This is a genomic window from Streptacidiphilus melanogenes, assembly GCF_000787835.1.
Lineage (GTDB): Bacteria > Actinomycetota > Actinomycetes > Streptomycetales > Streptomycetaceae > Streptacidiphilus > Streptacidiphilus melanogenes.
The window spans coordinates 354,582-379,394 of the sequence record NZ_BBPP01000001.1; the positions used below are offsets into that span (position 1 = coordinate 354,582).

Consider the following 24,813-nt stretch of genomic DNA (forward strand, 5'->3'; position numbering starts at 1 on the left):
CCGCCTCAAACGCCAGGCGGAGTTCCGTCACTTCGGACTTCTCCGCCTCCGCGAAGCGGCGGTGCATCACGCCCGCCAGTTCGCTGGTGGCGAGGACGTACGTGCCGGACCCCTGGCGGATGTCGAGCAGGCCGTTGTGGGCGAGGGCGCGCACCGCCTCGCGGACCGTGTTGCGGGCGACGCCGAGCCGCTCGACGAGCTCCGCCTCGGTGGGGATGCGGGAGCCGACGGGCCACTCGCCCGAGGTGATCTGGGCGCGCAGCTGCGCGATCACCTGATCGGCCAGCGGCTCGCGCCGGGGCGTCGTGAGGGTCATGTCGCTCCTGATCCGTTCGGTTCCGCTCGTGGACATCATCCCGCTCCGATCGAGGCCGGCAAACCCGTTCCCCAAATTCATCCCATGATTGTATGATCCCCTCATGCCTGCCGAGTCGTCCACCGTGTCCGCCGCATCCGTCGGCCAGATCGCCTCTCCCACCGGCGCGGCCCCGTCGCCCGCCGCCAAGGTCCGTGTCCGCTGGCTGCTCGCGCTCGCGCTCGCCGTCGCCGCGTTCAACCTGCGGCCCGCGGTGGCCGCGCTCGGTCCGCAGTTGGACCAGGTGCGCGGCTCGCTGCACATGAACGCCGGGGTGGCCGGCCTGCTGACCGCCCTGCCCTCGCTCTGCTTCGCGCTCGTCGGCCTCGCCGCCCCGCGCCTGGCGCGGCGGCTCGGGCCCGCCGTCACCGTCTGCCTGGGGATGGGCGCGATCACCCTCGGCGTCGCCGCCCGCTCGTTCGCCCCGAACAGTGCGGTCTTCCTGCTGCTCAGCGCGCTCGCACTGGCGGGTATCGCGGTGTCGAACGTGCTGATGCCGGTGCTGGTCAAGCGCTACTTCCCGGACCGAATCGGTCCGGTCACCGGCCTCTACTCGATGTCGCTGGCGCTCGGCACCTCCGTGGCGGCCGCCGTCGCGGTGCCGCTGACCAGTGCGCTGGGCGGCGGCTGGCGGGTCGGCCTCGGGGTCTGGTCGATCGCGGGCGCCGCCGCGCTGGCGCTCTGGCTCGCGCAGGCGGCGATGCTGGGCCGCGACGGCGCCGGGGCGCCGAGCGCCCACACGCCGCGGATCCGGATCACCCGCAGCCGCACCGCCTGGCTCCTCGGCGTCTTCTTCGGGCTCCAGGCCACCGCCGCCTACGCCACCATGGGCTGGCTGCCGCAGATCTTCCAGGACTCCGGCATCTCCGCCACCGAGTCCGGTCTGCTGCTCGCCGTCACCATGGCCGTCGGCGCGCCGCTGTCCTTCCTGATCCCCTCGCTCGCGGCGCGGCTGCCGCACCAGGGCCCGGTGGCGGCCGTGCTCGCGGCCTGCGGGCTCGCCTCCTATGCGGGGCTGGCCTTCGCGCCCGCGGCCGCGCCGTGGGCGTGGGCGCTGCTGCTGGGCATCGCGAACTGCGCCTTCCCGCTCGTGCTCACCATGATCGGACTGCGTTCGCGCACCTCCGAGGGCGTGGCCAAGCTGTCCGCCTTCGTGCAGGGCGTCGGCTACCTGATCTCGGTCCCGGGCCCGGTCCTGATCGGCGTGCTCTACCAGCGCGAGCACGGCTGGCACGGTCCGCTGGCGCTGCTCGCCGTGCTGATGGCCGTGCAGCTGGTGCTCGGCCTGCGCGCCGGACGACCCCGGCAGATCGAGGACGAGGTGTGAGTGGCACACTCGTCGTCATGCCAGTTCTCGAACCGAACCCCACCGGCGGCAACAAGAAGCTGCTCCAGATGTTCGCGCTGATCGGCGCGATCCTCGTGGTCATCGGCATCATCGCGACGATCGCATCCAACATGGGGTGAGCCCCTGCCGGTTCGTCCTGATTCTGGGAAGCTGGCAGTCATGAGCGTCGATACGACCCGCACGATCATCGTCCTCCGGCATGCGAAGGCCGACTGGCCTGCCGTGCCCGACCACGAGCGGCCGCTGGCCGACCGCGGCCGCAAGGACGCCCCGACCGCCGGCCAGTGGCTGGCGGTCGCGGGCATCACGCCCGACCTGGCCCTCTGCTCGACAGCCACGCGCACCCGGGAGACCTGGAAGCTCTTCGCCCACGAGCTGCCGCAGCGCCCGCGCACCGTCTACGACGACCGGCTGTACGAGGCGGCGCCCGGGTTGCTCATCGAGGTCCTCCAGGAGCTCCCGGAGGACGTGCGCACGGTCCTGCTCGTCGGGCACAACCCGGGCGTCCAGGGCCTGGCGGAGATCCTCTCCGGCGAGTTCGACGACGACTCCCTGACCCGCCTGCGCGCCACCGGCTTCCCGACGGCGGGGGTCGCCGTGATCGACGTCCCCGGGCCGTGGAAGACCCTCGAACCAGGCGTCGGCCGCCTCCGCGCCTTCCACGCGCCGGTCGACTGACGGGGGTCCCTGCCGACGGGTCCCTGCTGACGCGTCCCCGAGGCCACGACAGGCCAGATCCCCCGGCTCCGGTGACGGAGGAGGGGGATCCGCGTTTTCCGTCCCGCCCCGGCTCACCCCGAGCTCACCCGAAGCTCACCCGAACAGGTGAGTGAACGAACGATTTTGCCCGGTCGGCCGGGGCCCCTCCGGCTACGGAGGGCTACAGCGCTCCCTTGCCGGCCGCGGCCGACCCTGCCGGGCGCGGCTCCAGCACGGTGATGTCCGCGGGCCGCTCCCGCAGCGCGTCCAGCTCCGGCCCCAGCCGTGCCAGCACCTCGCCCTTGGCGTGCGCGTCGAGATCCGCCTGGGAGGCCCACTTCTCTATCACGACGATCGAGGTGCTGTCGGTGTGCAGTGCGTACAGCTGGCACCCGGGCTCGGCGTGCACGGCGTCGATGTGCGCGGCGTAGACGGAGAGGGCCTCCTCCAGCTTCCCGGGCTTCGGGTGCACCACGGCGGTGACGACGACGGACATCGGCGGTTCTCCTTCGGTCGCGGCTGGTTGCTGCATGCCTGTTGGGCCCAACCCCGCCCGCCCCGGTCCTGTTCCCGCCGTCGGCTTCCCGCCGTCAGCCGAGGGGGTCCGCCAGTCCCCATCCCCCGGCCAGCATCGCGTCCACCGCCGTGAGGGCCCGGCTGAGCCGCCCCTCGCGGTCGCCGCGCAGTTCGAGCCAGAGAACGCCCTGTTCGGCGAGGACCGCGCGGAAGCGTTCGTGCATCCACGGCCGGATGTCCTCGCCGTCGCGCAGGCCGTCGTCGTGGAAGGCCACACCCTCGGGCGAGGTCAGCAGGTAGAGCGCGCGCGGCGGGACGGCCTGCGCGAAGGCCCGCACGGTGGGGGAGGTGGCGCCGAGATAGCGTTCCTGCCAGACCGTGGTCGCCAGCGCGTCGGTGTCGCAGACCAGGACCGGTCCGCCGTCGCGGGCCGCGCGCTGCTCGGCCTCCAGCTGTCGGCGGCAGACGAGGTCGAAGTCCCGGTCGTCCCAGTCGATGTCGAAGACGCTTGGTTCCGGCTCAGCCGCCGCGCGGGCCCGGCCCCGGGCGGCGGCTAGCTTCGCCGCCGTCAGTTCCCGCCCGTACTCCGGCACCCAGCGGGTGGCGCCGTGCACGCCGCCCCGGGCGCGCAGGGCGGCGGCCAGGTCGCGGGAGAGCGTCGTCGTCCCGGTGGACTCGGCCCCCAGCACCACCACGCGGCGGGCCAGCCAGGCGCGTACGGGCGGGGCGAGCTGGTCCCACGCAGCGACGGGGTCCTCGCGGACCTTGGTGCCGGAGACCGGGAAGGTGTCCCGTCCGGTGTCCAGCAGCACGGCCGTGGCGCCGAAGCGGTCGGCGAGCTCCAGCCCGTACGGCTCCGAGCTGAACACCGCGTCCACGGCGGGCTCCTGCCCGGCCAGCCGGACGCCGTCACGCATCAGGGCGACATGGCCGGACCAGATCTCGTCGCTGTCGTAGTCCACCGTGAGGTTGTCCACCACGCCCGCCACCCGCACGTGCGGCTCCTCGATCCAGAACTCCCGGATCCAGTCGACGCGTTCGGCCAGCGGAACGGACTCGACGTCGGCGGCCATCACCACGACGGTGACGCGGTCGCAGGCGTCCGCGGCGCTGCGGATCAGGAAGTGGTGGCCGGCGTGCGGCGGGTAGAACTTGCCGATCACGAGCCCGTGCCGGAACCGCTCGCTCATGCCGACACCGCCAGGGCGGTGCGGGTGGCCGGGGCGCTCTGCATCCGGCGCCGCCAGTCGCGGAGGCCGACCAGGCACATGGCCAGGAAGAGGCAGTAGACGATCGCCGTCAGGTCGAGCCGCTTGACGGCGTAGAGGGGGATGTAGACCAGGTCGGCGGCGATCCAGAAGTACCAGTTCTCCACCTGCTTGGCGTTCAGCAGCCACTGCGCGGCGAGCGACAGCGAGGTGGTGAGCGCGTCCCAGAACGGTGCGATGTCGTGCGCCTGGCGGAGCAGCACGGTCAGCCCCCAGGTGGCCGGTACGGCCAGGGCGACCAGCACGAGGAGGGTGCGCGGTGCGGCGTGCCCCATCTCGCGCCGGGAGCGCTGCGCGCCGCCGCGCAGCCACTGCCACCAGCCGAGGGCGCCGAGGACGAGGTAGACCACCTGCAGCGAGGCGTCGGCGTACAGCGCCGCGTTCCAGAACAGCACCAGGAAGAAGATGTTGTTGGCGATGCCGGTCGGGAAGTTCCAGATCGTCGCGCGGACGCAGAGCCAGACGCAGACCGCGCCGGTCACGAACCCGAGCAGCTCCGCCCAGGTGACGGCGTCCTCGCCGAGGTGGAAGAGAACGTGGTTGAGCACGTCCATGGTGATCGCCTCCATTAATGTCAGAGTGACGATAATGGAGGCGATCACCGTGCGCAATCCCCGTGAAGAGCGCGCGTAGGCTGGCGCCCATGGAGATCTGGATCAATCCCCGCTGCTCGAAGTGCCGCGTCGCGATCGGCGAGCTGGACGCCGCCGGTGCGGAGTACACCGTGCGCCGCTACCTGGAGGAGCCGCCGAGCGCCGCCGAGCTGGAGGCGGTGCTGGAGCGGCTCCACCTGGAGCCGTGGGACATCACCCGCACCGACGAGCAGGCGGCCAAGGAGCTCGGGATGAAGGACCGTGAGGCCTGGCCGCGCGACGCCTCCGCGCGGGCACGGTGGATCTCGGCCCTGGCGGAGCACCCGGTGCTGATCCAGCGTCCGATCATCACCGCCGACGACGGCACGACGGTCGTCGGCCGCACCGAGGAGGAGCTCGCCAAGGTGCTGCCGAAGTCCTGAGCCCTGCCCGTGCTAGCCGCAGGAGGGCGCCCAGAGGTGCTGCGGGTAGGTGCGGCCGTCGCTGGTCCGCGAGCTCACCATGAGGTTCAGCTCGGTCCCCGCGGTGGGGGTGATGGTGAAGCTGAGGGTCGCGTTGCCGCTCGAGTCGAACGAGCCGGTCTGGCCCTGGGTGTAGCCGGTGCTGCCGCCGTCGGTCCAGTAGTCCACCCAGGCGGGCATGCCCGCGTACGCGGCGCCGGTGAGGTTCCTGTAGTCCGGGCCGGCGTGCACGGTGACCGTCTCCCAGGGGATGCGGATGATGCCGCCGTGCAGGACGTAGATGTAGCGGACGCCGCACGTCGCGGTGGCCGACGCAGAGGAGAACGGCCAGGAGGTGGCCGAGAACGTGCCCGGGGTCGTCGACGAGCCGGTCCCGCAGCCCGTCACCGGCGCGGTGAAGGTGTCGGTGTCCGACGGCTCCGTCGGGGAGCTCCAGAACCCGGTCACCTTGAGGCTGAGGGTGTCGGCGGCGCTCGGAGCGGGGACCGCGAAGGTGAACGTGGCGTTGTGGCGGTTCGCGTCGAAGCCCTGCCAGGAGTTGCCGGCGTGGCTGACGTTCCCGGCCGAGGCCGTGCTGTACGCGACGATCACGCCGGTGGAGGTGAGGCCGTTCTGCGGCCCCAGGTTCTCCACGTTGACCGTGATCTCGTCGGTCGGGACCCCACCGACGGTGGTGCAGTGCTGGTCGAAGTAGGTGGACATGGGCGCGTCGAGACCGGCGTGCGCGGCGGGCGCGAACACGGCGGAAGCGGCCAGGAAGCCGCCGGTCGCGGTGAGCGCCGCCAACGCCGAGCGCCGACGGCGCTTGCCGCCCCCGGACTGCCGCACTCTGCCGGACGGTTCGGATGAAGACATGTTTCCCCCAGGATCGGGCCGGTGATCACAACGTGAGCCCGCTCGGCTCTCGCGCCGAACGACTGCTCAACGGCCCTGACGCAGCCGGCCGCGTGACGGTTGCTCCGCGGCCGGACGGCGTGGCTCCGAAGGGCGGCGGCTACCCGCGCGGCCGGTCGAGCCGGGCCGCGACGAGGCGGCCGAGGACGCCGACGGCGAGTCGGAAGGCGACGGTTCCCCAGGTGCCCGTGACGTCGCACTGCACGCCCGGCAGGCGCTCCAGCACACCGGGGAGGAGCGCGACCCGGGAGCCCAGGACGATCCACAGGCAGACCGGCCCGAGTGGCACGACGCCCGCCACATCGCCGACCGCATCGCCACCCGGTGGGGGTACGTGGCCCATGGTGGTGACGCGGGTCACAGGCGCTGATGTCCGCACTGATGTCACAGGCCAAGGGGTTCGCTCGTCCCGGGGGTGTAGGCACTTTCGACGACGGAGGGACACACCATGGACGCGCGACTCGACTTCTTCGCCGCTCCCGTCTCCGGCAAGGCGCTCAAGCACTTCATGGCCGCGGGCAAGGTCATCAGGGAGGCCGGGCTGCCCGTGCTCACCCAGGAGCTGGTGTCGACGCGGGTGAGCCAGATCAACGGGTGCGCCGTCTGCCTGGACATGCACGCGAAGGAGGCGCTCGCGGCGGGCGAGAGCCCGGTGCGGCTCGCGCTCGTGGCCGGGTGGCGGGAGGCCACCGTCTTCACCGAGGCCGAGCGCGCCGCGCTCGCGCTCGCGGAGGAGGGGACGCGGGTGGCGGACGCGGCCGAAGGGGTCGGCGACGCGGTGTGGGAGAACGCCGCCCGGCACTACGACGCCGACCAGCTGACCGCGCTGGTGATCCACATCGGGTTCATGAACATGGTGAACCGGATGAACATCATCACCCGCCAGCCCTGCGCCGGCGACTACGTCGCCGGGCAGCTGCACTGACCGCAGGCGGACCGGTTGGCCGCCAGGGGACGGGGAAGGATCGCACGATGAGCAAGGTCGAGGAGTTCGCGGAGCTGCGGCCGCTGCTGTTCTCCATCGCGTACCGGATCCTGGGCAGCGTCAGCGAGGCGGAGGACGCGGTCCAGGAGACGTGGCTGCGCTTCCAGGCCACCGACACGGAGCCGAGGTCGACCAAGTCGTTCCTCTCCGCCGTGGTCACCCGGATCTCCATCGACGTGCTGCGCTCGGCGCGGGTCCAGCGGGAGGAGTACGTCGGGCCGTGGTTCCCCGAGCCGCTGCTCGCCGACCCCTACCAGGACCCGGCCCGCGCCGCCGAGCTCGCCGACTCGGTGTCGACGGCGGCGCTGTTGTTGCTGGAGCGGCTCAGTCCGCTGGAGCGCGCGGTCTTCGTGCTGCGCGAGGTGTTCGACTTCGGCTTCGCCGAGATCGCCTCGGCCGTCGGGCGGTCCGAGGAGGCCTGCCGTCAGCTCGTGGTGCGGGCCAGGCGGCACATGAACGCCGGCCGACCGCGCTTCGAGGCCGACCGCAGGGAGCGCCGGGAGCTCGCCGCCCGGTTCTTCGACGCGCTGCGCGAGGGCGACGTCGACGGCCTGCGGCACCTGCTCGCCGCCGACGTCTCGATGGTCGGCGACGGCGGCGGCAAGGCCCCGCAGCTGGCCAGGGCGATCATGGGCGCCGACAAGGTGGCCCGGCTGCTCGCCGCCGTCTTCCCCGACCTGCTCCGGATCGGTCTGTCGACCGAGCCGCACGAGATCAACGGCCAGCCGGGCGCCATCGTCCGCGACCAGGACGGCAAGGTGCTGCACACCCTCGAACTGGACGTCCTGGACGGCCGGATCCAGGCGATCCGGATCGTGCTCAACCCCGACAAGCTCGGCCACGTCGGTCCGGTCGCGGATGCCTGGGAGGTCTCCCGGGCCTTCAAGGAGGCCCGTCGCCCGGCGGGGTGAGGGAGCGTCAGTCCGCGGTCGCGATCAGCGTCTCCAGCTTCACGTCCGGGTTGCCCCGGACGAAGCTGTTGAGCTGCCACTTGTCGCCGAACAGCGCGAGCATCGCGTTGTCGCTGCGGCGGGTCAGCGGCTCGCCGGTGACCAGGCGGGAGCGGTTCAGCACCTCCGCGCCCGCCGCGTCGGTGACGCGGGCGAGGGAGTACGGCAGGCGCTCCAGCACGATCGGCGAGGAGAACTCGTGCTCCATACGGTGCAGCACGACGTCGAACTGCATCGGGCCGACCGCCGCCAGCACGGGGGCCTGGTCACCGCGGCGGTCCGAGGTGAGGACCTGGACGACGCCTTCCTCGTCCAGCTGTGAGATGCCCCTGCGGAACTGCTTGCTGCGGCTGATGTCCTTCGGACGCGCCACGGCGAAGTGCTCGGGGGCGAACGCGGGCAGCGGCGGGAACTCGGCCTTCTTGCCGACGAAGAGCGTGTCGCCGACGCGCAGCGCGGTCGCGTTGATCAGGCCGACCACGTCGCCGGGGTAGCAGATGTCCGCGACGGTGCGCTCCGCGCCGAAGACGGTGTGCGCGTACTTGGTCGCCAGCGAGCGGCCGGAGGCGGCGCGGGTGACGTTCATGCCGCGCTCGAAGACGCCGGAGCAGACGCGGATGAAGGCGATGCGGTCGCGGTGGGCCGGGTCCATGTTCGCCTGGATCTTGAACACCACGCCGGAGAACTCCTCGTCCACCGGGCGGTGGTCGCCGTTGGCGAGCTCCCGCGCGTCCGGGGAGGGGGCCAGGTCCACGACGGCGTCGAGCAGCAGCCGGACACCGATGTTGGTGAGCGCGGAGCCGAAGAAGACCGGGGTGATCTTGCCCTCGCGGAAGGCCTGCGGGTCCCAGCCCGGCCCGGAGTCCAGCGCGAGCTCCAGCTCCTCCAGCGCGGTCGGCCACAGCTCGCCCTCGACGGCCTCGGCCGCGGCGGCGTCCATCCGCTCCTCCTCGGCCTCGTGGGTGCCGCCGGGGACGCGGGTGTACTTCAGGAACTGCTCGGTGTCCGCCGCCTCGACCAGGCCGCGGAAGTTGCCCGCGTTGCCGACCGGCCAGACCTGTGGAACGGGCGTGATCTCCAGGATGTTCTGGATGTCGTCCAGCAGCTCCAGCGCCTCGCGGCCGCGGCGGTCCCACTTGTTGATGAACGTGATCACCGGCACGCCGCGGTGGCGGCACACCGAGAACAGCTTGCGGGTCTGCTCCTCCAGACCCTTGGCCGCGTCCACCAGCATGATCGCGCAGTCGACCGCGGAGAGGACACGGTAGGTGTCCTCGGAAAAGTCGGCGTGACCGGGGGTGTCGACCAGGTTCATCACGTGGTCGCGGTGCCCGAACTGGAGCGCGGCGGAGGTCACCGAGATCCCGCGGTCCTTCTCCAGCTCCATCCAGTCGGACGTGACGCCCTTGCGCCCGCCCTTGCCGTGCACGGCGCCGGCCGAGGTGATCGCCTGCGCGTGCAGCGCGAGCGCCTCGGTCAGCGTCGACTTACCGGCGTCGGGGTGCGAGATGACGGCGAAGGTGCGGCGGCGCGAGGCCTCCTGCAGAACCTGGGCAGCGGTGGCGGGGGAGTCGGTGCTCACGTCGTTCCTCAGGTCCTTCGCACAGTCGGTCTGGTTGTGCAGCATTCGTTGCGGGCAACCGCACCACTCTACCGGGTCGGGCGGCCGGACCTAGAAGACGATCAGCGAACGGCCGCCCTTGCCCTCGCGCATGCGGTCGAAGGCGGCCGGGATGTCGTCGAGGGTGATCCGGTCCGTGATGAGGGCGTCGAGATCGAGGCGGCCCGCGCGGACGTGATCGGCGAGGATCGGGAGGTCGCGCTCGGGAACGCCGTCGCCGTAGACGCAGGCGGTCAGCGTGCGGGCGAAGTGGAAGATCTCCAGGGCGTTGAAGGAGACCTGGTCGTCCTTGGAGCCGATGCCGACGACGGTGGTGCGGCCGCCGCGGCGGGTGGAGTTCCAGGCGGCGCGGATGCTGGTCGAGCGGCCGACGCACTCGAAGGCGTGGTCGGCGCCGTGCCCGCCGGTGAGCTTGCGGACGGTCTTCGCCGTCTGCTCGTCGGCGAGGACGAAGTCCGTCGCGCCGTGGCGGCGCGCCAGCTCCTCCTTCTCCGGCGTGACGTCCACGGCGACGACCGGTCCCGCCCCGGCGATCCGCAGCCCCTGCAGCACGGCCAGGCCGACGCCGCCCAGCCCGAAGACGACCGCGGACTCGCCCTCGCGCACCCGCGCGGCGTTGTGGACCGCGCCGTAGCCCGTCAGCACCGCGCAGCCGAGCAGCGCGGCGGCGTCCAGCGGCACGCCCTGCGGCAGCGGGATCACGGCGTTCTCGGAGACGACGGTCTCCTCGGCGAAGGCGGCGACGCCGAGTCCCGGGTAGGCGGCGGTGCCGTCGGCCAGCGTGGCGTACGGCTCGACGGACGCGGCGTAGGAGTTCTCGCACAGCCAGGGCTCGCCGAGCTCGCACAGGTGGCAGTGCCCGCAGGCCGGCGCCCAGTTCAGCACGACGGAGTCGCCAGGGGCGACCTTCGTCACCCCCTCGCCGACGGCGACGACGGTCCCCGCGCCCTCGTGACCCAGGACCACGGGCGTCGCGGCGCGAAGTACCCCGGTGGCGAGCGACAGGTCGGAGTGACACACGCCCGCGGCGGCGAGCTTCACCCGCACCTGTCCGGGCCCGGGGTCGGGGAGGGTGATCTCGGTGAGTTCCAGCTGAGCGCCCACGGAGGAGAGCAGCGCGGCACGGACCGTCGTCGTCACGAGGGGAGAGCCTTTCTACGAAGAGGACCACAGGGGCGCGGGGGACTGCGCGAGAACCACTGATGTGCGGATGGCTCTGCGCGTGCCGGTCAGCGGCTGCGCGGGTGGCTTGTCGCGCAGTTGCCCGCGCCCCCGGACAGGGCAACCGGCCCTGGGACGAACGTCAGAACTGGAGGGACTTGGTCCGGAGGAACTCCTCGAGGCCGTGGCGGCCGAGCTCGCGGCCGATGCCGGAGCCCTTGTAACCGCCGAACGGCGCCAGCGGGTTGAAGCGGCCGCCGTTGATGTCCACCTGGCCGGTGTCCATGCGGCGGGCGAAGGCGACGGCCGTCTCCTCGTCGGCGGCCCAGACGCCGCCGGCCAGGCCGTAGTCGGTGCCGTTGGCCAGCTCCACCGCGTGGTCCTCGTCGCGGTAGGCGAGGATGCACAGGACGGGGCCGAAGATCTCCTCCTGGGCCACCGTCATGTCCGGCGTGACGTCCGCCAGGACGGTCGGGCGGACGAAGAAGCCGCGGTCCGCGCCCTCGGGGGCGTCGACGCCGCCCGCGACCAGGCGGGCGCCCGCGTCGAGACCGGCCTGGATGTAGCCGCGGACGCGGTCCCGCTGCTTGGCGTTGACGACGGGGCCGAGGCGGGTCTCGGGGCTGGTCGGGTCGCCGGGGACGTACTTCGCGGCGGCCTTGGCCGCGATCGCGACGGCCTCCTCGTACTGGTCCTGGTGGACCAGCAGGCGGGTCCACGCGCTGCACGTCTGGCCGGAGTTGGCGAAGACGTTGCCGACGCCCACATTGACCGCGCGGGCCAGGTCCGCGCCGGGCAGGACGACGTTGGCCGACTTGCCGCCCAGCTCCAGCGCGACGCGCTTGACGCCGCGGCCGGCCTGCTCGGCGATCGTGCGGCCGACGGCCGTGGAGCCGGTGAAGGAGACCAGCTCCACGTCGGGGTGCGCGGCCAGCGCCGCGCCCGCGACGGTGCCGAGGCCGGTGACGAGGTTGAAGACGCCCGCCGGCAGACCGGCCTCGTGGACGATCCGGGCGAACAGGCGGGCCACCAGCGGGGTGTCCTCGGCCGGCTTGAGCACGACGGTGCAGCCCGCGGCCAGGGCCGGGACGACCTTGGCGACGATCTGGTGCAGCGGGTAGTTCCAGGGCGTGATCGCGCCGACGACACCGGCCGGCTCGCGGTAGACCGTGGAGTTGCCGACCCGCTCGGTGAACTCGAAGCCGGCCAGCAGCTCGACGAAACCGGAGGCCACCGCGAGCGGCAGCGCCGCGTGGACGGCGGTGGAGAAGCCGATGGGCGCGCCCAGTTCGGCGGTGACCGTGGCGGCGATCTCCTCCTGGTGCGCGGCCAGGCCGTCGCGGATCGCGGTCAGGTGACCGAGCCTGGTCTCCTTGCTGGTGGAGCCCCAGGCGCGCTGCGCGGCGCGGGCCGCGGCGACGGCGGACTCCACGTCGGCGGCGTCACCGGCGGCGACGGCGGCGAGGACCTCCTCGGTGGCGGGGTTGAGGACGGTGATCGTCCCCTCGCCGAGCGAGGGACGCCAGCCGCCGCCGATGTACTGGTCGGTGTAGGTCTCCACCTTGGTCCCTCCGGGCCGCGCGCGACGAAAACTTAGCAGTGCTAGTCAAGGCGCGGTCGCGCCCTCGCGCAAGGCCCCTTCCGAGTGCCACAGGTCACGTGGCGTGGCGTCATCGGGAGTGCATCCACCGTGCGGCGAAGGTTGTCCGACCTGTGGCGTCGAGCGCGGCGCGGAGCACATAGACTCGGGTGCGTGCGATCGGAAGCCCGGGACGAGGCCCCTGTGAAGGCGAAGCGCGTGCCGAGGGCACAGCGTGAACAGCAGATGCTGGACGCGGCGGTGAAGGTCTTCTCCCGGTCCGGTTACCACGCCGCGTCGATGGACGAGATCGCCGAGGAGTGCGAAGTCTCCAAGCCGATGCTCTACCTCTACCTCGGTTCGAAGGAAGAGCTGTTCGCGGCGTGCATCCGCCGTGAGGCCGACCGCCTGATCGCCCGTTTCGCCGAGGCGGCGGACCCGTCGCTGGACCCGGGCGAGCAGTTGTTCCGCGGGCTGACCGCCTTCTTCGCGTTCGTCGCCGAGCACCGGGACAGCTGGATCGTGCTCTACCAGCAGGCGCGGGCGCAGGGCGAGCCGGTGGTCGCGGAGGTCGCCGCGGCCCGGGCCGAGGTCAGCAGCGCGGTCACCGCCCTGCTGCGACGGGCCGTCCGCGAGGCCGCAGGCGACGACGTCCCCGGCCCGCGCGCGGGCGAGGGCCGCCCCGACCGCGGCGAGGCCGCGGCCATGGCCGCGATCATCACCGGTGCGGCAGACGCCCTCGCGGGCTGGGTCCTCGACAGCAGCCCCGAGCCCCCGGAGGAGTCCGCCCGCCGCCTGATGTCGGTCATCTGGATCGGCCTGGAACCCCGCCTCCGCGGAGCCCGCTACGGCGGCTGAGGCCCACCAGGCCCCTGGGCTTGGCCGAATAACATCTTGATACCGGCCCTCTTGTTGGCGCGCCTTCAACTCCCGCCAGTGATGCACTGGTTGGAAGGGAAAACTAGCGGGGGTGCTGATGGGCCTGTCGTCGACCACGTGCGCGGCGTGCGGAACCTCGACCGTGCCGGACGCGTCGTTCTGTGGCGGATGCGGGGTGACCCTGCCCACGGAGACGCCGGCCGACGCGCCCGCGCCGACCCTGGTCACGCTGCCTGGGCCGAGGCAGCCACTGGCCGCGCCCCGGTGGGGCGGCGGCAAGGACGTCACCCGCTACCTGTGCGCGGCCGCGTATCTGGACCGCGAGTACGCCGACTCACTCGTCGAGCAGGTCGCCTCCGAACCGCACCTGGGCGTCGCCCCGTCCCCCGCCTGCGACATCTCGCTGGTCCTGCGGCACGCCTACTACGCCATGGTCCGCCGGCACAGCCGGGATCTGCTGCTGGCCGTCCTGCTGGTGCTGCTCCTCGTCTTCCTCTTCGCCGGGGCGCCGTCCTTGCTGGTGCTGCTCGTCCTGGTCATGGCCTGGGCGGTGGTCTTCGGCTTCGAGATGTCCACGCGCTACGGGCGGCACCTGCAGAGCCTGCGCCCCGGGGAGTTCGACCTGCGCAACGCGCCACCGGCGCCCAACCCGGCCGCGGAGGAACGGATTCGCGCTCTGTCCGGATACGCGGACGGCAACACCACCGTCTACAGCGGCTACTCGCCCTTCGTCGGGCACGGCGAGCAGACCGACTCCTGGTCCTTCTCGCTCGACCTGAAGCGGACGGGCGACCTCGGCGAGGTGCCGGGCGGCTTCGACGTGCGGGAGCTGTACGCGCACGTGACCCGTCGGCTCCAGGAACTGACGCTGCCGGGCCTGGAGTTCGAGGAGCGGGTCTTCGTCGACGGGGACGCCGTGATCGACGACCGGCGCTTTCTGCCCGACCCCTTCGGCCGGCCGTCGGCCGCCGTGCCACCGGAGCTGGTGGACCAGCTCAAGCGGGAGCCGGAGGACCGGGCCAGGACCTACCTGGCCGTACACGCCACGGGTTGGCAGGGTGACCTGGTCACCTCCTTCTTCCTGCGCTTCGCCCGCTCGGACTCCAGCCTGCTGGTGGAGGGTGTGCACACGGTGCTGTGCCCGCTGCGCGAGCGCTACCGGATGATCGACAGCCTGATGCCCGGGCCCACGTTCGGCGAGGTCGTGGCGCAGTTGGTGGAGTCGGTGGTGGCCACCCTCATCGCCCTCGTCGCCGCGCCGTTCCGGGCCGTCTCGGGGTTCCTCTCCGAGTTCCGGCTGCGGCGGCGGGTGCGACGACAGGACAAGCGGATCCGGGATCTGCGGGTGTTCGACTACGGCGCCCGACTGAGTGTCCGTCAGCAGGCCTCCGACTCGAACTACCACCGCTACTTCCAGAAGTTCGACAGCGCGGTGCTGCTCAGGGTGTGCGAACGACGGGCCCTGGACGCGTTGGTGGAGTTCGCCGAGGAGCGCGGCATCGACGTCGGCGACCTGGTGCGCAACCAGCGGACGATCGTCAACAACGGCATCATCGCCACCAACGGAGCCAACGTGCACGGAAGCTCGGTCGCCTCCGGTGAGCGGTCCTGGGCCTTCACCGAGGTCATCAAGGAGACCGTCAGCAGCGTGCGCAACAAGATCTGACCCTCTGCTTCGGACAAGGCTCAAGGGGAGTAGGCATGGCGGGCAACAGCGGGATCAGTGCCGGAGGCGGCGCCCAGGTGTGGGGCAACGCGGTGGCCAGCGGCCCCGACAGCAAGGCCGAGGTCCGCATCAAGGGGCCCGTGGAGGCGGGCGCGCGGCAGCCGACCCCGCAGGAGATCCGCGGCATGCTCGCGGACCTGTCCGCGGAGCTGCGTCGTTCGGACCACCCGGACCGGGACGAGCTGATCGAGGACATCGAGGCCGCGGACAGCGAACTCGCGGCCGAGCAGCCACGGCTCGGCAAGGTGGGCCGCCTGATGGCCGGCGTCCGCTCCGCGCTGGACGGGGTCACCGCGCTGGCCACGCTGGCCGCCACGATCGAGCGGGCCGTGCACGGTCTCTGAAGACCGTCTGAGCCGGAGGGAGAGAGGCACATGACGAACTGCGGGTACTGCGGCGCGCCCTTCGACGCCGCCGCTCGTTTCTGCGTCCGGTGCGGCAGCCCGCGCGGGGCGAACCAGCCCGAACCCCAGCCCGTCTGGGCGCCCCAGCCACCGGCGCCCTACGAGTCGGCTCCCGACGGCTTCCTGAGGATCGGGCCCACGGTCCTGCCGGTGTGGCTCTTCGGCCTGATCGCGGCCCTGGTGCTGGGCGGGGGCGGCACCGCGGCCTACCTGCTCCTCGCCTCCCCGGGCGGGAACTCGCCGGTCGTCGTCGCGGGCCCGGCCGACACGGGCTCCCCGTCCGCGACGGACCAGGGTTCGACCGACCAGGGGTCGGCGGACCAGGGTTCGACGGACCAGTCGTCGACCGACGGCTCGAGCGACTCCCAGACGACCGACACCCCGACCCCGGAGCCGACGACCCCGCCCACGCCGAGCGACGATCCCGCCGCGGTGGTGCAGCAGTACTACGCGGACCTCAACGCCCAGGACTTCACGTCCGCCTGGCAGCTGGGCGGCGACAACATCGCGGGCACCTCCTACGCCCAGTGGCAGTCCGGCTTCGGCGACACCCAGGACATCCAGGTGCAGGCCACCGACGACGCGTCCAACCCGGGCGTGGTCGACGCCGTCATCACCTCCACCCAGACCGACGGCTCGGTGCAGAACTACAGCGGCACCTACACCGTCTCGGGCGGCGTGATCACCGCCGCCGACATCCACTGACCCGAGCCCCCAGCGCGGCGCTACGAACCCAGCGCCGCCATCGCGGCGTTGTGGCCCGGGATGCCGCTGACGCCGCCGCCGCGGGGTGCGCCCGCGCCGCAGAGGAGGAGGTTGGCGGCGTAGGGGGTGCCCACGCCCCAGCGGCCGGCGGACGGGTCGGCCGCCTCCGTGAAGGGGAAGACCAGGGGGCGGTGGAAGATGTTGCCGCCCGGGAGGCCGAGATCGGCGTCCAGGTCCAGCGGGGTGCGCGCCTCGATGCACGGCTCGCCGTCGGCATCGCGGGCCAGACAGTCCGTCAGCGGCTCGTCCAGCACCCCGTCCAGGGAGGCGAGGACGGCCTGCAGCGCCGACTCCCGGTCGTGAGAGGGGAAGAGACGTGCGGGCTGGTGCAGGCCGAAGAGCGTGAGCGTCTGGTAGCCGCGCTGCTGCAGCTCCGGGGAGAGGATGCTCGGGTCGGTCAGCGAGTGGCAGTAGATCTCGGACGGGGCCGGGTCCGGCAGCGCCCCCTCCGCCGCCTGGCGGTAGGCAGTCTCCAACTCCCGGTAGCCCTCCGCGATGTGGAAGGTCCCTGCGAAGGCGGCGCGCGGGTCGACCGAGCGGTCGCGCAGCCGGGGCAGGCGGGTCAGCAGCATGTTGACCTTCAGCTGCGCACCCTCCACCGGCTCCGCCGGGGTCGCGTCGCCCACGAGCCGGGCGAGTTCGCGCGGCGACGCGTTGCACAGCACCCAGCGGGCGCCCACCACGTGCGCGCCGCCGGAGGTGTCGGTGAAGGCCACCTCGGCAGCGCTGCCGTCGGCCTGAACTGATGTCACCTCACAGCCCGTCAGGATCTCCGCACCCGCCTTGCGTGCCGCCCGCTCGAGCGCGCCGGTCACCGCGCCCATGCCGCCGACGGGGACGTCCCAGTCGCCGGTCCCGTTGCCGATCACGTGGTAGAGGAAGCAGGCGTTCTGCCGCAGTGAGGGGTCGTGTGCGTGGGCGAAGGTCCCGATCAGGGCGTCGGTCAGGACGATGCCGCGCACCACGTCGTCCGCGAAGGCGGACTCCACCGCCTCGCCGATCGGCCGCTCGAACAGCGCCGCCCAGGTCTCCTCGCCCGCCGCGTCCGCGACGAGTTTGCGCAGCTGCGCGCGCTCCGGCAGCGGCTCGGTGAGGGTCGGGAAGACCGCTTCGGCGACCCGGCGGGTGCGGTCGTAGAAGTCCTGCCAGGCGGTGAACTCGCCGTCGCCGCCGGTCAGCGCGCGGAAGCCGGCGGCTGTCGCCGCGTCGTCGCCGTTGTCGACGAGCAGGCCGCGGGTGTCGCCGTAGGGCGTGTAGGAGGAGTAGCGGCGTCGCCGCAGCGTGAGGTCCAGGCCCAGGTCCGCGACGATCTTCTTCGGCAGCAGGCTGACGAGGTACGAGTAGCGCGAGAGCCGCGCGTCCACGCCTGCGAAGGCGTGCGCGGAGACCGCCGCGCCGCCCGCGTGGCCCTGGCGTTCCAGTACGGCGACGCGCCGACCGGCGCGGGCCAGGTAGGCGGCGGCGACCAGCCCGTTGTGGCCGCCGCCCACGACGACGGCGTCATAGGCAGCAGAATTCATGCGAACCGTCCTACCAGCACCGCAAGCATCGCGGAAGGAGGCGTTCAGCGGCCGTAGCCGGATGCTCAGCGCGTCATCCGGAGCTGGAGCCAGCACGAGAGCCGGTCGTCGGGGTGGTCCAGGTCGACGCCGAACAGCTCGCCTGCCCTGCGCAGGCGGTACTTGAGGGTGTTGGGGTGGATGGTCAGCCGAGCCGCCGCCTCACCGATGTTGCCGACCGCGTCGAGCCATGCGGCGACGGACGCGCCGAACGCGGTGCCCTTGGTCCGGTCGTGCTCCAGCATCGCCTCGATGCCGGGGTGGCGCAGGCGCGGGCGGCGGGCCAGCTCGTCGCCGACGTGCGCGAGCAGGACGCGGGCGTGGGTCTCGCGCAGGGTCGCGAAGCCGGGCGCGTCCGGGTCGGCGGTGGTGACGCGGAGGATGTCGTCGACCTCGGCGCGCAGCTCGGGCAGCTCCTCGGGGCCGCTCGCGATTCTTGAGCAGGCGGCCCGCAGCGGCGTCTCCAGGCTGCGGTCGAGCACGGCCGCCGCCTGCTCGCCGAGTCGGCGCGCGGTGGCCAGCGCGACGGGCGCGTCGTCCAGCGGTAGCAGTACGTAGACCGTGCGGCCGACGGTGGCGACCGACGCCTCCGCATGGACGGCCGGCCAGTGGCGCGTGGACGCTGCGGCGAGGCGGACCAGCAGGTCGTCGGCGGGCGCGTCGGCGCCGGACGGCGTGGCCACGGGTGCGAAGCCGAGCAGCGCCAGCGGGCGCTGGCCGGGCAGGCCGAGCTCGAAGCGGACCTCGCGCGCGGTCCGGCGGCCCCGCAGTGCCGCGCGCAGCGCGTCCTCGCGGGCCTGGAGGTCGAGCTCGGCGGCGCTGCGACGACGCAGCATGTGCAGGGCGGCCAGGCGCGCGCCGTCCAGCATCGCCCGCTCACCGGCGTCGTCGATCGGCCGGTCGCCCTCGATGGCCCAGATCGTGCCGAGCGGTCGCTGACCGGCGCGGATGGCGACGGCGGCGCGCGGCAGCTCGGCCTCGGCCAGCACGGGCAGCCGGACCACGCCGGGCGCGGCGAGCACCTCGCGGTACTGCGCCAGCTGCTCGGGCTGGTGCGGGACGCGGCGCTCCAGGATGCCCTGACGGCGGTGCTCGTCGATCCGCTGGTCGGGCAGGGTCGAGTAGGCCAGGATCCGGTGGTCCAGGTCCTCGATCGCCACAGCTCCGCCGGTCACCGCCCCGATGGCGTCGGCGAGCGCGTACAACTCCTCGCTTGTCCCACTATGGGTCGGCAGATTCGCCATCTTCATGCTGCGATCTTAGGCGAAATCGCCAATGACTGAATGTGACGGGAGATTGAACATAAGGGAGCACTTCGGAGGGAGGGACGGAGAGCGGGACAAGCAGTGTCGAACACGATGAAAAGGGAGCGCGGATGGCGGCGACGCAGGCAGCCCAGGACCTTGTGGGGCTGTTCCCGAACGGGACCTCGCTGGACGCGACGGGCGCACTGGTGCTCGGCGGCGTCCCGGTGGCCGAACTCGCCGAGACCTACGGCACCCCCGCCCTGATCGTCGACGAGCCCTCGATCCGCGCCCGCGCCCGCCGCTACGCCGACGGCCTCGCCGCCCGCTGGCCGAACTCCCGCGCCACCTTCGCCTCCAAGGCCTTCCCGTGCACCGCCGTCTACCGGCTGCTCGCCGAGGAGGGCCTCGGCATCGACGTCGCCGGCGGCGGCGAGCTGACCCTCGCCCTCGCCGCCGGTGCCGACCCGGCCGGCCTGGTCGTCCACGGCAACGCCAAGACCGAGGAGGAGCTGCGCCTCGCCGTCGAGGCGGGCGCCGGCACGATCGTCGTCGACAACTTCGACGACATCGACAAGCTCGAAGCCATCCTGGACGCCACCGGCGCCGAGCAGGGCGTGCTGGTCCGGGTCACCCCCGACATCCGCCCCGACACCCACGAGGCGATCTCCACCGGCCAGAACGGCTCCAAGTTCGGCCTGCTCCTCCCGCAGGCCCGCGAGGCCATCGCCCGCCTGCGCGGAAGCGACCGGCTGCGGCTGGACGGCGTCCACGTCCACGTCGGCTCGCAGATCCTCGACCTCGAACCCTTCGGCCAGGCCGTCGAGGCCGTCGCCGAGCTCGGCGAGTTCGCCGTCTACGACCTGGGCGGCGGTCTCGGCTCCCGGTACACCTACACCGACCACCCGCCCACGGTGGAGGCGTACCTCGACGCCATGACCGACGTCGCCAAGCGCCTGCTCCCGACCGACGCCCGCATCCTGATCGAGCCGGGCCGCTCGATGGTCGCCGAGTCCGGCGTCTCGCTCTACCGCGTCGTCTCCGTCAAGCGCGGCGGCGGCCACACCTTCGTCGCCGTCGACGGCGGCATGGGCGACAACCTCGAGGTCTCCCTCTACCAGCAGCGCTTCGAGGCCGCGATCGCCACCCGTCCGACCGGCGAGGGCGAGCTGTGCCGCCTGGTGGGCCGCCACTGCGAGTCCGGCGACACCCTCAGCGCCGGCGTCCGGTTGGAGGACCCGCGCGTCGGCGACCTGATCGCCGTACCGGTCACCGGCGCCTACACCTACGCGCTCAGCAACAACTACAACGGTGCGCGCCGCCCCCCGGTGGTCTTCGTCCGCGACGGCGAGCACCGCGCCGTCGTGCGGCGGGAGACCTACGCCGACCTGATGCGCCGCGACCTGCCGTAGCTCCGGCGCTGACGCACCCCCGCTCTTCCCCGTCCCGTACCTCACGTCCGGGGCGGGAGGTCACCCTGTCCTGACCACCGAAAGGCACCCGCATGCCCCCGAACGATGTGAGACTCCGCCAGCAGCTGCTGCGCCGCAAGCCCGTCTCGGCCTTCCTGGCCGACGCCGCCCATGGGGAGGGCGAGGGCAGTGAAGGCGGCGGCGGGCTGCGCCGGACCGTGGGCACCTTCCAGCTCACGATGATCGGCGTCGGAGCCACCATCGGTACGGGCATCTTCTTCACCCTCAGCACGGCCGTCCCCGAGGCCGGGCCCGCGGTGATCCTCTCCTTCGTGATCGGGGCGATCACCGCCGCGCTGACCGCGCTCTGCTACGCCGAGCTCACCTCGGCCGTGCCGGTCTCCGGCTCGTCCTACTCCTACGCCTACGCGACGCTCGGCGAGCTCGCCGCGTGGATCGTCGGTTCCTGTCTGCTGCTGGAGTACGCCGTCTCCGGCGCGGCCATCGCGGTCAGCTGGGGCCAGTACCTCAACGACCTGACCCAGCGCCTCTTCGGCTTCACCATGCCCGCCGCGATCTCGGCCCCGCCGGGCGACGGCGGCTACGTCAACCTGCCGGGCGTGGTGCTCGTCGTGCTGTGCTGCCTGGTGCTCATGCGCGGCAGCAAGGAGTCCGCGCTGCTCAACACGATCATGGTGCTGATCAAGCTGGCCGTGCTGGTGCTGTTCGTCGTCATCGGCGTCACCGGCTTCCACAGCGCGAACCTGCACCCCTTCGCCCCGATGGGCTTCGCGGGCATCAGCGCGGCCGCGTCCTCGGTCTTCTTCTCCTTCATCGGCCTCGACGCGGTCTCCACCGCGGGCGAGGAGGTCAAGAACCCGCAGAAGACGCTGCCGCGGGCCGTCATCGGCGCGCTGCTGGTCGTCACCGCCTTCTACTGCGTCGTCGCCTTCGTCGGCGTCGGCGCGCAGAAGTGGACCCTCTTCAACGGCCAGGACGCGGGCCTGTCCGCGATCCTCCAGCACGTCACCGGCGAGACCTGGCCCGGCGCGATCCTCTCCGCGGGCGCGGTCATCTCCATCGTCAGCGTCACCCTGGTCGTCATCTACGGCCAGACCCGCATCCTGTACTCCATGGGCCGCGACGGCATGCTCCCGGCGGTCTTCCGCAAGGTGAACCCGCGCAGCGGTGTGCCTGTCGGCAACACCCTCATCGTCGGCGGGTTCATCGCCCTGCTCGCCGCGTTCGTCCCGCTGGACTGGCTGGCCAACCTCACCTCCATGGGCACGCTGGTCGCCTTCGCGGTCGTCTCGGTGGGCGTCATCGTCCTGCGCGTGCGCGAACCGCAGCTGAAGCGCGGCTTCAAGGTCCCGGGCTACCCGGTGGTCCCGGCGCTGTCGGTCGGGTTCTGTGGCTACCTGATCTGGAACCTTCCGGCGGACACCTTCATGCTCTTCGCCGGCTGGCTGGTGCTGGCCCTGGGCGTGTACTTCGGCTACAGCCGCAAGCACTCCCGCCTGGGTCGAGAGGAGGCGACGGAGCTGGAGCCCGTGCTGGCTGAGTAGCCGCGCTCCCTCAGAGGTGGTGCCAGCACCACCTCTGAGCGCACGTGGCAGCTCCATGTCCTCCCGGGCCGGAGGTGCGTGAGACTGTGCCCATGGTCCGGACGATCAGGCGCGCGCTGCGAGCGCCGTTCACCGCGCGTGCGTGGCGCGAGCTGCTGTACTCGCTGCTGAGCGCGCCCTTCGCGCTCTTGGGGCTGGCCGCGGTGCTCGCCACCTGCCTGCTGAGCATCCTGTCCGCCGGCATCATCCTGCTGCCGTTGCTTCCGCTGCTGCTCGCCGCGGACCGGGCGCTTGCGGCCGCATACCGGGGGATCGCGCGCCCGCTGCTCGGTCTGGAGATCGAGGCTCCGCCGCGGCCGCCGCGGGCGAGGGGACTGGCCGGATGGCTGGCCCGCAACCTGACCGACGCCGCGTCCTGGCGGGCCGTCGGATACCTGGCGATCCGGTTCCCCCTGGGAATGCTCCAGTTCCTCCTGGGCTTCGGCTGGTGGCTCTACACCCTCTTCTTCCTGCTCTATCCCTTGATGTGGCAGCTTCAGAGGACCACCGCCAAGAGCGGCGACGGCGGCAACCCCGCCCTCGGGGTCGCCGGCTTCCGCTTCGACACCTGGCCGCGCTCGCTGATCATGGTGGCCTTCGGAGTGCTGGTGCTGCTGGTCTGGCCCTGGGTGCAGCGGCTGCCGCTCGCGCTGGACCGGTGGCTGATGGTCCGTCTGCTCGGACCGTCCGCCTCCCAGCGGCGGCTGGTCCAGCTGGAGCAGACCCGGGAGCTGGCGATCACCGAGGCCGCCGCGACCCTGCGACGGATCGAACGGGACCTGCACGACGGCCCGCAGGCGCACATGATCGCCCTCGGCATGCGCCTCGGCCGGGCCGAGTCCCGCCTGGCCGGGGGGGACCCGGAGAAGGCGGCCGAGCTGCTCGCCGAGGCGCGGGCGGAGACCCGGGAAATCGTGCAGGAGCTGCGGGAACTCGTGCGCGGCATCCACCCGCCCGCCCTCGACTCCGGCCTGGAGTCCGCGCTCACGACGCTCGCCGCGCGGGCGCCGCTGCCCACCACGGTTCGCGTCGCCGTGACGTGCCGCCCGCAGGCCGCCGTGGAGACGATGCTGTACTTCGCGGCCGCCGAACTGCTCGCCAACGCGGCCAAGCACGGCGAGGCGAAGGAGGCCGCCATCGCGGTCCTGGAGTCGGAGGCGGGCCTGCGGCTACTCGTCACCGACGACGGCCGCGGCGGGGCGACGCTGGACGCCGCCGGGTCGGGGCTGCGCGGGCTGGCGGAACGTGTGCGGGTCGCCGACGGGCAGCTGACCCTCGACAGCCCGCCCGGCGGGCCCACCACCGTCACCGTCGAACTGGAGAGGCGTTGAGCACACCCATGCGCGTCGTCGTCGCCGAGGACACCGCGATCCTGCGGGTCGGTCTGGTGCAGCTGCTGGAGGACGAGGGCCACCGGGTGGTCGCCGCGGTCGCCGACGGGCACCAGCTGATCGCGGCCGCGGCCGAGTTCGCACCGGACGCCGTCATCAGCGACGTGCGGATGCCGCCGACGCACACCGACGAGGGCCTGCGCGCGGTGATCGCGCTGCGCGCCCGGCGGCCCGCACTGCCGGTGCTGATCTTCTCCCAGTACGTGGAGACCCAGTACGCCTCCCGCCTGCTGGCCGGCGGCTCCGCGGGCGTCGGCTACCTGCTGAAGGAACGGGTGCTGGACACCCGGGACTTCGTCGACGCCCTGGAGCGCGTCGCGGCCGGCGGCACTGCGCTCGACCCCGAGGTGGTGACCCAGCTGGTCGGCGCGAGTGCGGCTCGCGCCACCGTCGACGCGCTCACCCGACGCGAGGGCCAGGTGCTGGCGCTGATGGCGGAGGGCCGCTCCAACGCGGCCATCGCCGGGCAGCTCGTGATCACCGAGCGGGCGGTGGAGAAGCACGTCGCGAACATCTTCCTCAAGCTGGACCTCCCGGTCTCCGCCGCCGACCACCGCCGGGTCCTGGCCGTGCTCCGCTACCTCGGCGCCTGACCGGCTCGCGGGGCCGATCTCGGCCTGAGATTCCAAGGAACTCGGCCCTTCGGGTGGTTGCCCACCCTTTCGGCGTGTGCGCGGTCGCCCGCCGCAGGGGTGCGTGTGAGCGTGGGCGGCGCAGACGAAGTTCACGACGCAACTGACGTACGAACCGCCCGGAGGCTTCCGTGTTCTTGGCCCGCCCGAACTCACTCGGCGCCCGCATTCGAACGTCCGTCGTCGCCGTGGCCGTTGCGGGGGCCCTGCTGGTGCTGCCCGCCTGTTCGTCCGACAAGTCGAGCGGCGCGACCGCCAACGTCACCGCCCCGGTGGCCGCGGCCACGGTGAGCCCGACCAGCAGCGCGGACCGGGTCAAGCTGGCCAAGACCAAGTTCGTGCTGAACGCCGGCCTCGCGGCCGGCGCCACCTACCAGTGGATCTACAAGCCGTTCAAGGCCGGGACCTTCAAGAAGGGCGCGAAGGGCCGCACCGCCGCGGTGATCAAGGGCGCCCTGGCGGCGGCCTTCACCTACAACCGCGCCAAGGCGGCGCTCACCGACGCCAAGGGCGATCCGACCCTGTCCAAGGCCACCACCGCGCTGTCGAGCGCCGTGGACAACCTGAAGAACCTGCCGAGCAAGATCCGCAACGGCAGCGCTTCAGACGCGGACATCAACCAGTTCACCACCGTGACCGACAGCATCAAGCAGGCGGGGGCCTCCGCCGGGGCCAACGTCACCGACCAGATTCCGAGCGCGGGCCAGCTGACCCAGATGGTCAGCAGCTGAGGCCGTCACTCCGCCTCCCTGCCGCTTCTCCCGCCC

The 24,813-nt window shown here is 72.4% G+C and carries 26 protein-coding genes; 15 read left to right on the forward strand and 11 right to left on the reverse strand.

Going from position 1 to position 24,813, the window contains the following annotated elements; genetic code table 11:
- A partial coding sequence (locus tag TR49_RS01565; protein ID WP_042376154.1) for a FadR/GntR family transcriptional regulator occupies nucleotides 1-316 on the reverse strand: 316 nt, incomplete at its 3' end.
- Between the two features lie 103 nt (nucleotides 317-419).
- Between TR49_RS01565 and TR49_RS01570 the strand changes: the two genes are divergently transcribed.
- The 3 genes from TR49_RS01570 to TR49_RS01575 are packed head-to-tail and all read left to right on the forward strand — an operon-like array spanning nucleotide 420 to nucleotide 2,381.
- Nucleotides 420-1,682 carry an MFS transporter gene (locus TR49_RS01570; protein WP_042376156.1) on the forward strand — a complete coding sequence of 421 codons (1,263 nt, stop codon included), beginning with the start codon at nucleotides 420-422 and terminating at the stop codon, nucleotides 1,680-1,682.
- A gap of 17 nt (nucleotides 1,683-1,699) precedes the next feature.
- Entirely contained in the window at nucleotides 1,700-1,822 is a 123-nt protein-coding gene (locus TR49_RS46245) for an SGM_5486 family transporter-associated protein (RefSeq protein ID WP_268874044.1), read from the forward strand.
- Nucleotides 1,823-1,862: 40 nt separating this feature from the next.
- Nucleotides 1,863-2,381, forward strand: coding sequence for a SixA phosphatase family protein (locus TR49_RS01575; RefSeq protein ID WP_042376158.1), 519 nt, complete (start codon nucleotides 1,863-1,865; stop codon nucleotides 2,379-2,381).
- A gap of 202 nt (nucleotides 2,382-2,583) precedes the next feature.
- On the opposite strand, the gene TR49_RS01580 is transcribed toward TR49_RS01575, so the two are convergent.
- From TR49_RS01580 to pnuC, 3 genes are all read right to left on the reverse strand, one after another.
- Nucleotides 2,584-2,898: a putative quinol monooxygenase gene (locus tag TR49_RS01580; RefSeq protein ID WP_042376159.1), complete on the reverse strand. Its 315-nt coding sequence runs from the start codon at nucleotides 2,896-2,898 to the stop codon at nucleotides 2,584-2,586.
- Nucleotides 2,899-2,992: 94 nt separating this feature from the next.
- Nucleotides 2,993-4,108: an AAA family ATPase gene (locus TR49_RS01585; protein WP_042376161.1), complete on the reverse strand. Its 1,116-nt coding sequence runs from the start codon at nucleotides 4,106-4,108 to the stop codon at nucleotides 2,993-2,995.
- Nucleotides 4,105-4,788: a nicotinamide riboside transporter PnuC gene (pnuC, locus tag TR49_RS01590; RefSeq protein ID WP_236653165.1), complete on the reverse strand. Its 684-nt coding sequence runs from the start codon at nucleotides 4,786-4,788 to the stop codon at nucleotides 4,105-4,107. The genes TR49_RS01585 and pnuC overlap by 4 nt, the downstream gene beginning before the upstream one ends.
- 41 nt (nucleotides 4,789-4,829) lie before the next feature.
- Between pnuC and TR49_RS01595 the strand changes: the two genes are divergently transcribed.
- Nucleotides 4,830-5,201, forward strand: coding sequence for an ArsC/Spx/MgsR family protein (locus TR49_RS01595; protein WP_042376164.1), 372 nt, complete (start codon nucleotides 4,830-4,832; stop codon nucleotides 5,199-5,201).
- A gap of 12 nt (nucleotides 5,202-5,213) precedes the next feature.
- Here TR49_RS01595 and TR49_RS01600 read toward each other — a convergent pair whose 3' ends face one another.
- Nucleotides 5,214-6,095 carry a hypothetical protein gene (locus TR49_RS01600; RefSeq protein WP_152627009.1) on the reverse strand — a complete coding sequence of 294 codons (882 nt, stop codon included), beginning with the start codon at nucleotides 6,093-6,095 and terminating at the stop codon, nucleotides 5,214-5,216.
- A gap of 139 nt (nucleotides 6,096-6,234) precedes the next feature.
- A complete protein-coding gene (locus tag TR49_RS01605; protein WP_152627010.1) occupies nucleotides 6,235-6,495 on the reverse strand; it encodes a hypothetical protein in 261 nt (86 codons plus the stop codon).
- Nucleotides 6,496-6,582: 87 nt separating this feature from the next.
- Here TR49_RS01605 and TR49_RS01610 point away from each other — a divergent pair, with 87 nt between their 5' ends.
- Entirely contained in the window at nucleotides 6,583-7,059 is a 477-nt protein-coding gene (locus TR49_RS01610) for a carboxymuconolactone decarboxylase family protein (protein WP_042376169.1), read from the forward strand.
- Nucleotides 7,060-7,106: 47 nt separating this feature from the next.
- Nucleotides 7,107-8,030, forward strand: a complete 924-nt coding sequence (locus TR49_RS01615; RefSeq protein ID WP_042376172.1) for an RNA polymerase sigma-70 factor — start codon at nucleotides 7,107-7,109, stop codon at nucleotides 8,028-8,030.
- Nucleotides 8,031-8,037: 7 nt separating this feature from the next.
- On the opposite strand, the gene TR49_RS01620 is transcribed toward TR49_RS01615, so the two are convergent.
- The 3 genes from TR49_RS01620 to TR49_RS01630 form a co-directional block, all read right to left on the reverse strand.
- Complete coding sequence (locus TR49_RS01620) at nucleotides 8,038-9,651, reverse strand: peptide chain release factor 3 (RefSeq protein ID WP_042376412.1); 1,614 nt, start codon at nucleotides 9,649-9,651, stop codon at nucleotides 8,038-8,040.
- Nucleotides 9,652-9,741: 90 nt separating this feature from the next.
- Nucleotides 9,742-10,830, reverse strand: a complete 1,089-nt coding sequence (locus TR49_RS01625; RefSeq protein ID WP_042376174.1) for a Zn-dependent alcohol dehydrogenase — start codon at nucleotides 10,828-10,830, stop codon at nucleotides 9,742-9,744.
- A gap of 163 nt (nucleotides 10,831-10,993) precedes the next feature.
- Nucleotides 10,994-12,412: an aldehyde dehydrogenase family protein gene (locus tag TR49_RS01630; RefSeq protein ID WP_042376175.1), complete on the reverse strand. Its 1,419-nt coding sequence runs from the start codon at nucleotides 12,410-12,412 to the stop codon at nucleotides 10,994-10,996.
- A 192-nt stretch (nucleotides 12,413-12,604) separates the two neighbouring features.
- Here TR49_RS01630 and TR49_RS01635 point away from each other — a divergent pair, with 192 nt between their 5' ends.
- The 4 genes from TR49_RS01635 (at nucleotide 12,605) to TR49_RS39550 (ending at nucleotide 16,144) form a co-directional block, all read left to right on the forward strand.
- Nucleotides 12,605-13,288 (forward strand): TetR/AcrR family transcriptional regulator, encoded by a 684-nt coding sequence (locus tag TR49_RS01635; protein ID WP_236653166.1) that lies wholly within the window; start codon nucleotides 12,605-12,607, stop codon nucleotides 13,286-13,288.
- 196 nt (nucleotides 13,289-13,484) lie between these two features.
- Nucleotides 13,485-14,975 carry an AbeC-like domain-containing protein gene (locus TR49_RS01640; RefSeq protein ID WP_236653167.1) on the forward strand — a complete coding sequence of 497 codons (1,491 nt, stop codon included), beginning with the start codon at nucleotides 13,485-13,487 and terminating at the stop codon, nucleotides 14,973-14,975.
- A gap of 35 nt (nucleotides 14,976-15,010) precedes the next feature.
- Nucleotides 15,011-15,379, forward strand: coding sequence for a hypothetical protein (locus tag TR49_RS01645; RefSeq protein ID WP_042376176.1), 369 nt, complete (start codon nucleotides 15,011-15,013; stop codon nucleotides 15,377-15,379).
- A gap of 30 nt (nucleotides 15,380-15,409) precedes the next feature.
- The gene (locus tag TR49_RS39550) at nucleotides 15,410-16,144 is read left to right on the forward strand and encodes a zinc ribbon domain-containing protein (protein ID WP_052433876.1); all 735 of its coding nucleotides are present in this window, start codon (nucleotides 15,410-15,412) and stop codon (nucleotides 16,142-16,144) included.
- 20 nt (nucleotides 16,145-16,164) lie between these two features.
- Here TR49_RS39550 and TR49_RS01655 read toward each other — a convergent pair whose 3' ends face one another.
- Nucleotides 16,165-17,724, reverse strand: coding sequence for a phytoene desaturase family protein (locus tag TR49_RS01655; protein ID WP_042376177.1), 1,560 nt, complete (start codon nucleotides 17,722-17,724; stop codon nucleotides 16,165-16,167).
- Between the two features lie 65 nt (nucleotides 17,725-17,789).
- Nucleotides 17,790-19,013, reverse strand: coding sequence for a PucR family transcriptional regulator (locus tag TR49_RS01660; RefSeq protein ID WP_152627011.1), 1,224 nt, complete (start codon nucleotides 19,011-19,013; stop codon nucleotides 17,790-17,792).
- A gap of 125 nt (nucleotides 19,014-19,138) precedes the next feature.
- On the opposite strand from TR49_RS01660, the gene lysA reads away from it, so the two are divergent.
- The 5 genes from lysA (at nucleotide 19,139) to TR49_RS01685 (ending at nucleotide 24,777) form a co-directional block, all read left to right on the forward strand.
- Nucleotides 19,139-20,419, forward strand: coding sequence for a diaminopimelate decarboxylase (gene lysA, locus TR49_RS01665; protein ID WP_042376179.1), 1,281 nt, complete (start codon nucleotides 19,139-19,141; stop codon nucleotides 20,417-20,419).
- 92 nt (nucleotides 20,420-20,511) lie between these two features.
- Entirely contained in the window at nucleotides 20,512-21,984 is a 1,473-nt protein-coding gene (locus tag TR49_RS01670; RefSeq protein WP_042376180.1) for an amino acid permease, read from the forward strand.
- 92 nt (nucleotides 21,985-22,076) lie between these two features.
- Nucleotides 22,077-23,354, forward strand: a complete 1,278-nt coding sequence (locus TR49_RS01675) for a sensor histidine kinase (protein ID WP_042376181.1) — start codon at nucleotides 22,077-22,079, stop codon at nucleotides 23,352-23,354.
- Nucleotides 23,351-24,007 (forward strand): response regulator, encoded by a 657-nt coding sequence (locus TR49_RS01680; protein ID WP_304941183.1) that lies wholly within the window; start codon nucleotides 23,351-23,353, stop codon nucleotides 24,005-24,007. The genes TR49_RS01675 and TR49_RS01680 overlap by 4 nt, the downstream gene beginning before the upstream one ends.
- A gap of 170 nt (nucleotides 24,008-24,177) precedes the next feature.
- Nucleotides 24,178-24,777: a hypothetical protein gene (locus TR49_RS01685; RefSeq protein ID WP_236653168.1), complete on the forward strand. Its 600-nt coding sequence runs from the start codon at nucleotides 24,178-24,180 to the stop codon at nucleotides 24,775-24,777.
- The last annotated feature ends 36 nt before the right edge of the window (nucleotides 24,778-24,813 follow it).